Annotated in this window: 4 protein-coding genes; all 4 read left to right on the top strand. The window is 66.0% G+C overall.

Annotated features, from left to right (window positions below):
• On the top strand, nt 1–1663 hold a 1663-nt coding region (locus tag MUO23_02315; protein ID MCJ7511786.1), incomplete at its 5' end, for a glycosyltransferase family 39 protein.
• Entirely contained in the window at nt 1664–7006 is a 5343-nt protein-coding gene (locus MUO23_02310) for a DUF2298 domain-containing protein (GenBank protein MCJ7511785.1), read from the top strand.
• Entirely contained in the window at nt 7003–9645 is a 2643-nt protein-coding gene (locus tag MUO23_02305; protein ID MCJ7511784.1) for a DUF2298 domain-containing protein, read from the top strand. The genes MUO23_02310 and MUO23_02305 overlap by 4 nt, the downstream gene beginning before the upstream one ends.
• Entirely contained in the window at nt 9645–11414 is a 1770-nt protein-coding gene (locus MUO23_02300) for a hypothetical protein (protein MCJ7511783.1), read from the top strand. The genes MUO23_02305 and MUO23_02300 overlap by 1 nt, the downstream gene beginning before the upstream one ends.
• Nucleotides 11415–11419 lie beyond the last annotated feature (5 nt).

The following is an 11419-nucleotide window of genomic DNA, read 5'->3' as shown; positions in this document are numbered from 1 at the left end:
CGAGATCCAGTTGCGGGCCGGGTTGCGCCAAGCAGCCCGCTGGCTGCGCTCGCCACGGGTTCACATCCATGTCGGGGCCTGGGGCGTGGCGGCGGCCGGCGCCATTGCCCTTACGCTGTTCTTTCGGTTTGCCTACCTGCGCAGCGTGCCGATCGAAATGGTCAGTGATCATGCCGAGAAGCTGCTGGACGTGCTGGACGTCGAGAGCGGGCTGACCGCCATCTTCTTCCCGCGCAACACCGGTCGCGAGGCCCTGCAGTTCTACCTGGCGGCAGCCACCAATGCCCTTCTGGGGACCGGCATTACCTTCCTCACGTTGAAGATCGGCACGGCGCTGGCGGGATGGGTGACCCTGCCTTTTGTCTACCTGTTCGCCAAAGAAGTGGCGGGACGCAAGGCGGGGCTGATTGCCTTCGTCCTGGCCGGGATTGCCTATTGGCCGAACGTGATCAGCCGGGTGGGGCTGCGGTTTCCTCTGTATCCGCTCTTCGTAGCGCCGGCGATGTACTTCCTGGCGCGGGGCATCCGGCGCCGCAGCCGCAACGATTTCCTGTGGTGCGGGCTGTTCATCGGTCTGGGTCTGCATGGCTACTCGCCGACGCGCGTCCTCCCCCTCGTGATTGCCTTCGGCGTGCTCCTCTTCCTGCTGCACCGCGAGGCACGCGGGCAGCGCCTGGCGATGACCAGCTGGTTGGTCGCTGCCGGCCTGATCGCCCTGATCGCTCTCACCCCGCTGCTGCGGGTGGCGATCGAGATGCCCGATCAGTTGTTCTTACGGGCGCTGACGAGAATTGGAGAAGCGGAGCGCGAGCTCCCCGGGGATCCGCTGGTGCTCTTCCTGAGCAACACCTGGAATGCCCTGCGCATGTTCGGCTGGGACAACGGCGAAGTCTGGGTGAACTCGATCCCTCACCGTCCGGCCCTGGATTGGGTGACAGCCGCCCTGTTCCATCTTGGCGTCGTGATAGTCGCCGTCCGCTATGTTCGCCGCCGTTCCTGGCTCGACCTGTTCACCCTGCTCTCGATTCCCCTGCTGATGCTGCCCTCGATCATGGCGCTGGCGTTCCCCGCCGAGAACCCGGCGACCAACCGCGCCTCCGGGGCGATTGTCCCCGTCTATACCCTGGCGGCGATCCCGTTGGCCGGACTGCTGGATTGGATCTGGCGCCAGTGGTCGTCGCGTCTGGCGCGGGCGGCCTGGGCAGGGGCGGCCGCCGCGTTGTTGGTGGTGGCGATCGGCCTGAACTACCGCCTGGTATTCGTCGAGTACGCCGGGTTGTTCCGGCGATCCGCCTGGAACACCGGCCAGATGGGTGAGGTGATTCGCAGCTTCGCAGCCTCCACGGGCAGCTATCAGACGGCTCACGTCGTCGCCTTTCCCTACTGGGTGGACACGCGCCTGGTGGGCATCCACGCCGGCGACCCTCTGCGAGATTACGCCATCTGGCCGCCGGACCTTTCCACCCTCGAAGGGGAGCGACGGGCGCAGTTGTTCATCCTGAACCCGCAGGACCAGGAAGGCCTGGACACCCTCAAGCAGGTGTTCCCATCCGGAACGCTGAGCCACTTTATTCCGCCGGAAGAAGGACATGACTTCCTGATCTACGCCGTTCCGGCGCGCGGCCCGGACGAAGCCTGGCGCGGCCCGGGCCCGGTGCCCTAGATGCAATCCGCGCCGCCTTCGCTTTCGCCCAATGAGGATCTCCCTCCGTCGCCGCGCACCCGCACCCCGCCCCGTGACTGGCTTCACGACGGGCTGATCGTCGTCATCCTGCTCATCGCAGCCTACCTGCGCCTCACCGGCATCAACTGGGACGAGTACACCCATCTGCATCCCGATGAGCGCTTTCTGACCATGGTGGAGAGCAGCCTGAGCCTGCCCGCTACCGTGGCGGAGTACTTCAATACCGCCACCTCGCCGCTGAATCCGCACAACACTGGCCATGGTTTCTTCGTCTATGGGACACTTCCGATCTTCCTCGTCCGCTTCCTGGCCGAGGGGTTGGGCCAGTCGGGGTACGACCAGATTCATTTGGTTGGGCGGGGGGCCTCGGCGGCGTTTGACCTGATCAGCATCCTTTTCGTATATCTGCTTGGCGAACGGCTGTACCGCCGCCGGGTAGGCCTGCTGGCGGCTGCCCTGCTGGCGTTCTCTCCGCTGCTGATCCAGCACGCGCACTTCTTCGTTGTCGACCCCTTCCTGAACACCTTCATCGTGGCTGGGTTGTACTTCGCCGTGCTGGCCCAGGCCAGGGGTCGCTGGCTGGACTACGCCCTCTTCGGGATCGCCCTCGGGATGGCCGTCGCCACCAAGGTCAGTGCGGCACCGCTCAGCCTGGTGCTGGTGCTGGCGGTGGCCGCCCGCTACTGGACCGTCCCGCGGGAGGGCCGTGAACGTGAGCTGGTGCGTCTGGTGGCTGGGCTGTCACTGGCGGCCTTCGCCTCGCTGGTAGTGTTCCGGATCCTGCAGCCGTATGCCTTCTCCGGGCCTGGGTTCCTCGGGCTGCATCTGAATCCCCTGTGGCTCGACAACATGGCTGTCATCCGGCAGCAAGCCAGCGGCGACGTCGACTTCCCCCCGGCATTGCAGTGGGCCAACCGGACACCGATCCTGTTCGCCCTGCGCAACTTGGTGTTGTGGGGGATGGGTCCTGCGGCCGCGATCGTAGCTTGGGCGGGATGGGCTTACGCTATCTACCGTTCGCTGCGAGGCGAGTGGCGGCTGCACTTGCTCCTGGTCACCTGGACTGGCGCCTACTTCCTTTGGCAATCGACGAGCTTCACGCCCTCGATGCGCTACATGCTGCCGGTCTATCCCACGCTGGCCCTGCTCGGATCGTGGTTCTTGTGGCAGCTGTGGTTCAAGGCGGGCAATGCGCCTGGCCGCTGGCGGCGGCCGTCCCGGATCGCGGCCGGCGCACTTCTGGTGACAGTCCTTGCGCTCTCCGCCGCCCAGGCGTTTGCCTTCCTCTCCGTCTATACCCAACCGATGACCCGGGTCGCAGCTTCCCGTTGGATCTACCGCAACCTGCCGGGTCCGGCGAATCTGCTGCTCGAGGGTGAGGCTGAGCCCAGGCTGGAACCGATTCCGCTGCCGCTGGATTTTGTCCTCACCCAGGCTAAGGCGTTCGACTCCTCCTTCACCAGCCAGGTCACCGGGACCGTCGACGAGGTCACCCTGACCCACGTCACCGACCTCGCACCTGGAACCGGCGTCAAGCGGCTGCGAGTCGAGGTGCTGCCCGCGCCGGATTCGGCGCAAGCCCTGGCCAGTGGCAGCGCCGAACTGCTGGAGCAGGGCGGGGAAACCCGGCTGGTCATTCCGCTGGACCAGGCGCTGCCGGTCGAGCCTGGACCGCGCTACGTCGTCCGTCTCTCCATGGACACACCGGGCGCCGTCATGCTGCGGGGGACGATGGACGTGGTGACGGAGTCGCGCGAAGGCTCGCCGGTTGAATCCATGGGGTACCCGCGCGAGGTGTACGCGCTGGCCTCGGGGATCCCGCAGGAGTTCTCGTTCACTGCCCGCCAGAATGGGACGGCCGAGGGAGTGCTGCTGCCGTTTGCCCGGCGCCTTCCCGGAGGCACCGGGGAGGCGCTCATCGCCGTCGCCGAGGTCTATGATGACAGCGCCCCGGGAAGCCCGCTTGTGGCTCGGGGCCGTCTGGCGCAGCCGTTGCCGGCGGGTGACGAGATCTCGCTGAGCTTGCGATTCGATTCCCCGTTCGAAGTGGAGCGCGACCGAGACTACCGCCTGCGCCTGATGCTCGAGGATTCGGCCTTGGGGCTGCGGGGTGCGGTGATCGCCAGCGAGTCCTCCTGGGATGATGGCCTGCCGGTGCGCGTCGACTCGCGAGACAACGGCGGACTGTACGGGAGTGTTGTCCAGGAACTGTACTGGCAGGATGACCAGGACGACGACTTCGACGGAGTCCCCGACAAGGCGCAGCGGATCGTCGACAGCCTCGAGCAGGCTGACCTGCTGATCATCACCTCGAACCGGCAGTATGGAACCGCCCCCCGGGTCCCTCAGCGCTATCCGCTCACCACGGCCTACTACCGGCTGCTGATTGACTGCCCTTCAGAGGAGAGCGTTCTGGCGTGTTATGCCAAAGCGAGTCCAGGCGAGGTCAGCGGCAGCCTGGGGTACGAATTGATCGAGGTGTTTGAGAGCAACCTGCGCCTCGGGCCGGTCGAAGTCAGCGACCAACTAGCCGAAGAAGCGTTCACCGTCTACGACCATCCGAAGGTCCTGATCTTCGCCAAGCAGGACACCTTCTCGGCTGAGCGAGTGCGCGACTTGCTGGCCAAAGTGGACCTGCAGCGGGTGGTGCATGTCATCCCGAAAGAGGCCGGCGAGCCGCCGCCGGATCTGATGCTGCCGGCTGACCGACTGGAGCGGCAGCGAGCCGGGGGCACGTGGCGCGAGTTGTTCCCGCCCGGGTCTGTGCTCAATCGCTATCCCGCGCTGGCGACGGTTGTCTGGTGGATGTTGATCGCACTCTTTGGGCTCGCAGCATTTCCGGTCGTGCGCGTGGCCTTCCCGGGGCTACGCGATGGCGGCTACCCGCTCGCCCGGGCCGCCGGATTGGTCATCGTCGGCTGGGGCGTCTGGATCCTTGGCAGCCTGGGGATCTCCTTCACCCGTCTTTCCATCCTGCTGGTGATCGCCCTCCTGAGCGGGCTGTCGGCAGCGTTGGCCTGGCGGGACCGGGACGAACTGCTGGGCTACTGGCGGGCCCGTCGACGCGAGATCGCCTGGGTGGAAATCCTGGCGCTCTCGCTGTTTCTGCTGGATCTGCTGATTCGCATCGGCAACCCGGACCTGTGGCACCCGTCGAAGGGCGGGGAGAAGCCGATGGACCTGTCGTATCTGACGGCGGTCCTCAAGAGCACCTCCTTCCCGCCGTATGATCCATGGTTCGCCGGGGGGTATATCAACTATTACTACTACGGCTTTGTCCTCGCCGCCGTTCCGATCAAGCTGCTCGGCATCGAACCCGCCATTGCCTACAACCTGGCGTTGCCGACCTTCTTCGCGCTTCTGGGGCTGGTCGCCTACTCGGGCGGATCCAACCTGGTCGCCCGCACCCTGGCCGGAAGGGACTGCTCCGGGCTGCGCTGCGCCCGGATCGCCGGGATCTCAGCTGCGCTGGGGCTGGTGCTGCTGGGGAACCTCGGGACGGCGCGGATGGTGTACACCGGTTTCAAACGCATTGGTGCGTCTCAAGCTGAGTTGGGTGAACGCGCCCTGCCGGGGTTGCTGGAGGCTGCCCGCGGCGCTGGTCGCTATCTGACCCTGCAGTCACCTCTGCCAATGGGTCTGGATTCCTGGTACTGGGACCCAAGCCGGGCCATTCCGCCTGAGGGCGGCGAAGCCGGTCCAATCACCGAGTTTCCGTTCTTCACGTTCCTGTATGCCGACCTGCACGCGCACATGTTTAGCCGGCTGCTGACCACGCTGACTCTGGTTTGGCTGCTGGCTTGGCTGATCGAGGCCGATGACCATCGGCGACGCAGGCCCCTCAACATCCTGCTTGGCCTGTGGGTGGGGGGGCTGATCCTGGGGGCGATCGAGCCGACCAATCTGGCGGACGCGCCGGACTACCGGGCGTTGGCGTTTGTCGGGCTGATCGCGGCCGCCTGGGTCCGGCGTCCAAAGCTCGACGTCCGGATGCTGGCTGACGCCGCCCTGTCGGCTTTCGGCCTGTTGGCGCTGGCCGGGTTGCTGTATGCCCCCTACCATCAGTGGTATGGCGAGGGCTACGGGGAAATCGCCCGCTGGCAGGGATCTACCACCAGCCTGGACGCCTACTTCACCGTGCATGGTCTGTTCCTGTTCCTGCTCATCCTGTGGATGGGGTGGGAGACGCGGCAGTGGATGGCGGCGACGCCGCTCTCGCGCCTGGCTCGCCTCCGGCCGTATGCAGGATTGATCTTCGCCGGGGCGATCGGGCTCGGCGCCCTGACGGCGGTCCTGGCGGCGATGGACTACTCTATTGCACTCGTGGTCGTGCCGATGTTGGCCTGGGCGGGCCTGCTGTTCTTGCGCCCTGGCCAGCCGCTCGAGAAGCGGTATGCCCTGGTGTTGGTCGGCGCCGCCCTGGCCCTGACATTCCTGGTCGAGGTCGTGGTCGCCGTTGGCGACATCTCGCGCATGAACACTGTCTTCAAGTTCTACCTGCAGGTGTGGGAAATTTTCGCCCTGACATCGGCCGCAGCCCTCGCCTGGACGTGGTCGGACCTGCGATTCTGGTCTCCGTCCTGGCGTTGGCTCTGGTCGGTCGGGCTGATTGTGCTGGCCGGGGCGGCATTGGCCTACCCGGTGACGGCAACCGTCGCCAAGGTCCGCGATCGGATATCCAGCGAAGCGCCGCGCGGCCTAGATGGCATGGCCTACATGTTGACCTCCAGCTACCATGACCTCGGAAAGTCGTTCTCGATGGCAGAGGACCACGCAGCGATTCGGTGGATGCAGCAGAACGTCGAGGGCTCGCCGGTGATCGTCGAGGCGAACGTCCCCGAGTACCGTTGGGGCTCGCGCTACACGATCTACACTGGACTGCCAGGAGTCCTGGGCTGGAATTGGCATCAGCGTCAGCAGCGGCTGGTCTCCGGTGAGGCGGTGGTCACCGATCGGGCACTGGCGATCAATGACTTCTATCTCACCCGGTCCATCGAGGCTGCCGTGGAGTTCCTGGAACGCTACGATGTCCGATACATCGTCGTAGGCCAGCTCGAGCAGATGTTCTTCGAGACTGTACAGCCCTGCTCGCCGATGGAAGTCACCGGGGGAGTGCTGTGTGAGCTGAGCGGCTGGCCGTTGGGCATGCCGCAGCCGGACACCGCTGCCGCGGATTGCTGGCCGATCGACGCCACAATTCCGCAGTCGCCTTTGGAGTGTCCGACATTTGGGCTGGAGAAGTTCCCGAAGATGGTGGAACAGGGGATTCTCCGGCCGGCCTATCAGCAGGGGCAAACGACGATTTATGAGGTGGTGCAATGATCGCACCCCTGATCGCCTGGTGGATCTGGACGGCGCTTCTTGGCGCTCTGGCATTGCCGATCGCCTACCGCCTGTTCCCGCACCTGGCCGATCGCGGGTATGCCCTCAGTCGCGCCCTGGGTTTGCTGGCGTCGGGGTATCTGCTGTGGCTCGGGGCGTCCGTCGGGGTCCTACGCAATGACTTCCCCGGCGCCTTCGGTGCCTTGGTTGTTCTCGGTGCCGGCGGGCTGGTTGCCGGGGCTGGGCGCTGGCGAGATCTCTGGGCGTGGATCCGCCAGCATCGGCGGACCGTCTTCTGGACCGAGCTGCTGTTTCTGTTGGCCTTTGTCGGATGGGCCGCGGTCCGGGCGGCGAACCCGGAGATCGCCGCAACCGAGAAACCGATGGAGCTGGCATACCTGAATGCCGTGCTCCAATCGCCGCGCTTCCCGCCGCAAGATCCGTGGCTCTCGGGCTATGCGATCTCGTACTACTACTTCGGGTATGTCCTGCTGGCGCTCATGTCTCGACTGACGGCGGTGCCGGCCGGGGTGGCCTTCAATTTGGGGAATGCCCTGTGGTTCGCCCTGACCTGCCTCGGCGCCTGGAGCATCCTGCTCAGCCTGTTGCAGCGGCGACAGGCGGGGCTGCGCCACGCCGCCGCCCTGTTGGGTCCGCTGTTCGTCTTGGTCGCCGGCAATCTCGAAGGGATCCTGGACGTGCTCTGGTCAGGGCATATCGGCTGGCGCGCCCGGGCCGATGGGGAACTGACCTCGCGCTTCTGGACCTGGCTGGACATCAAGGACCTGAATGCGGCACCGGTCTCACCTCCCAGTCTGATGCCCAATCGGTTCCTGTGGTGGTGGCGGGCTTCGCGTGTGATTCACGACCGCAATCTCGGCGGTGCGGACATCGAGGTCATCGACGAGTTCCCCTTCTTCTCATTCCTTCTGGCCGACAATCACCCTCACTTGCTGGCACTGCCATTCGTCTTGCTCGCCATTGCCTTCACGCTTCAGATCTTCCTGTCGGCCCGGCGCGGGGAGCTCCGGATTCGGGCTTGGGCCGGTGGGTTGTCCCCCAAGACTGCCCGGCGCGGGCTGTACGCCGCGCTGGGGCTGGTCCTGGCCCTGTCGGTGGCTCGAGCAGCCGGCGCCTATCAGACGTCTGGAAGCGCGCAGGGCGCGCTGGCCGCCGCCGGGGGCGTGCTGATCATCGGCGGGATACTGGTTGCCACCGGCTCGCTGCTGATCGGGACGTTTTCGGGGATGTTCCCATCTTCCCTGACCGCTTCCGAGCTGCTGTGGGCCGCCTGGTTCTTTGGCGCGCTGGCTTTCCTCAACACCTGGGATCTGCCGATCTACTTGGCCTTGCTGTATCTGGTGCTGCTCTGGAAATCGAAATCGGGGGCTTGGAGGGAGCTGCTTGTCCCGCCGACCTTGACGGTCGTCACGACGCTGCTACTTGGGTTGCTGTTGTATCTACCGTGGTACCCGACGTTCACCTCCCAGGCTGGCGGCATTCTGCCCAACCTGTTCTTTCCATCACGGTTCGTGCAGCTCTTGGTGATGTTCGCCGTGCCGCTTGTGCCGGTCTTGGTCTGGCTGGTCTGGCGCGCCTCGCCAGGCTGGTCTCGGCGCGATACCTGGCTGCTCCTGGGCCTGGCCTTCGGTCTTCCCCTGGGGCTTTGGCTGATCTCGCTCCTCCTGGGAGGGGCGGCAGTGGCGGCGCAGCCTGGACTGGTCGCGGACGCCCTCAACCAGCTGGCGGCAGGCTCAGCCCAGCAGGCGCTGCAGACGGGCATCGCCCGCCGGCTGCAGGCTGGCCTGACCCCGGTTGTCATCGGGGCTGCCCTCGGCTTGGCGGCGGTGCTCTTGCGGCGATTTCGCCGTCAAGGCGAGCCGGCGGGTTTCACCGCTGGAACTCCCTTCGTGCTGGCCATGGCCGCTATCGGATTGCTCCTGATCCTCGGCCCGGAGTTCGTCTACTTGAAGGACCTGTTCGGCACGCGCATGAACACGGTCTTCAAGTTCTACTACGCGGCCTGGGTGCTGTTGGGGCTTTCGGCTGCCTTCGTGGCGACCGAGCTCTGGCCTCGAGAGTCCTCCTGGAAAGGGGCACTCCGGGCCCTGGCATTGCTGCCCCTGCTATTTGGACTGGTCTATCCTGCCCTGGCGACCTGGACCAAGACCAATGGTTTTCGGCCGCCGGCGGGGCTGACACTGGACGGTACTGCCCATCTGGCTGCGGAGCGACCGGAGGATGCGATCGCCATCGAATGGATTCGGGCGTTCCTCCCGCCCGGGGTGATTGCCGAGGCCGTCGGCGGCAGCTACACCGAGTTCGGCCGGATCGCTACCCACACCGGGATGCCGAATGTGTTAGGCTGGGAATTCCATGAGCTGCAATGGCGAGGCAGCATGGAGCCTCAGGGAACCCGCAAGGAGGACCTGCGCCGACTGTACCAAACCCACGAGACGACGGAGCTGGTCGGGATCCTACAGACCTACGGGATCGACTATGTGTACATCGGGCCGCTGGAGCGCCGTACATACTCACTGACGCCGCCCGCCATGGCCAAGTTCGAGGCTGCCATGGATCTGGTGTATGCCTCGGATGAAGTCATGATCTACGCCGCCCGCAGCGGCCGAGGGTTCTGATGAAGCGCCAGTTCTCGGTGAACTTCGAGATCCTTGCCTACGCTGGGGCTTTCCTGCTCGCGGCCGGACTGCGATTAGCCAAGCCGACCTGGCCGCTTCTCACGGATGACCAGGCGGCCCAGGCGTTGGCCGCGGCCGCTGCCAGCAGGATCCCGATGGCCTTGCCAGTCCCGGAGGCGATTTCGGCGGCCGTCAACCCGCTCTACCATGCCTGGACGAGCATCCTGTTCCAGATTGCCGGATTGAGCGACGCCACGGCTCGGCTGCTGGGCGCTCTGGCCGGGACGGGCCTCGTCCTGGTTCCCTGGTTTCTCCGTCCAGTTCTGGGCCGATGGCCCTCGGTGATTGGCGCCTGGTTGCTGGCGATTGCTCCGATCCTGGTCACTTCGTCACGGGCGCCTGATGGAGGCATGACGGCCCTGCTGGTGATCGGCCTCGGCCTGGCCGGCTATCTCACCTGGCCTCAGACCTCTTGGGCCAACCTGGCTCTTGGCGCGTGCATTGGCCTGGTAGCCGCCGCCGGACCAGAGGCCGCCGCCGGCCTGGCTGGAGTTGGCCTGGGCTCGCTGCTCTATCTTGCATTGCGCAAGCGGGTGCTCGATCCGTTGCCTCGGCCTGCGGAAAGGGACTGGCGGGTGGTTGGCGCGGCCGGCGTGGGCGCATTTCTGCTGGCGTCGACCGCCCTCGGGTTCGTGCCTTCGGCTCTCCCGGCGGCCCTGGGCGCAGCGGGGGCATGGCTGGCCGGCTGGGGGTCTGTTCCCGAGGTCTCCGGGCTCACTCTGCTGGCGGCCTTCGCGATCTACCAGCCGCTGTGGGTGGTGTTGGGGATCGCCGGGATACTCAGTGCGTCTGCACGCCGCAGTGCCGCGGGAGGCTGGTTGACATGCTGGACATTGGGCGGCCTTGCCGTCGCCATCATCTACCCCGGCCGCTCGCTGCAGCTGATGATTTGGCCGACCGCCGCGATTTCGGTCCTGGCTGGCCTTGCGCTAGCCGACCTGGCCATCGAGCTCAGGCAACGGGCGGGATGGCCCTCGCGGCTGGGGCTGGGCCTGGCCATGCTGCTCGTGTTGGGCTTCGGCGGGCTGCAGCTGATGAGCTATGCCGAGGGGTCGCTTGCGGCCTCCACGCCGCTCCTGGGGCCGGCGCAGCAGCTGTTCCTCGCTGCGGCAGCCTTGCTGCTGGCTGCTTTCATGGCTGTACTGATCGGGTTGGGATGGTCGTGGCGCGAGGCGGTCGTCGTCTCTGGCTCGGTGGCGATCACGCTGACGGCGCTGCTGGGCGTCGCGGCCACTTGGAGGCTGAACTACAGTGGCTGGGCCGGCACCGGGCAGGAGCTGGCGAACCGAACCACTTCCACGCTGGGTCAACGCCTGCTGGCTGAGAGTATCGATACCCTCGCCGGCGCGCGGCGCGAGTCCGCCGATCCCGTGACCCTCCAAGTGTACGGAGAGCTGCCTCCATCGATGGCCTGGAGCCTGCGCCGGGCTCCTGTCGAGTGGCTGCCGGACGGAGCGACGGAGGCGGCGGGGATCGTGCTGCTGCCTGAGCAGGAGTACGACCTCCGATCGGCCTCACTGCGTGACGAATACCGAGGGCAGAGCCTGGCGACCCGAGCTTCGTGGGGCTGGTCCGGTCTATTGCCGCCGGGGTTGCTCAACTGGTACTTCCGTGCCGTTGCCCCGGTCAACCTGGAGCGCTGGGTCCTCCTGGTTCGTTCGGACCTGGTCGTGCCGGATGTGCTGCCGGGGGGAGACCTGCAGCCATGAGGCGG

It is taken from the genome of Anaerolineales bacterium (assembly GCA_022866145.1).
Taxonomy (GTDB): Bacteria; Chloroflexota; Anaerolineae; order Anaerolineales; family E44-bin32; genus PFL42.
The sequence above is the reverse complement of the archived record's forward strand: the minus strand, read 5'-3'. Positions and strand labels throughout refer to the sequence as shown.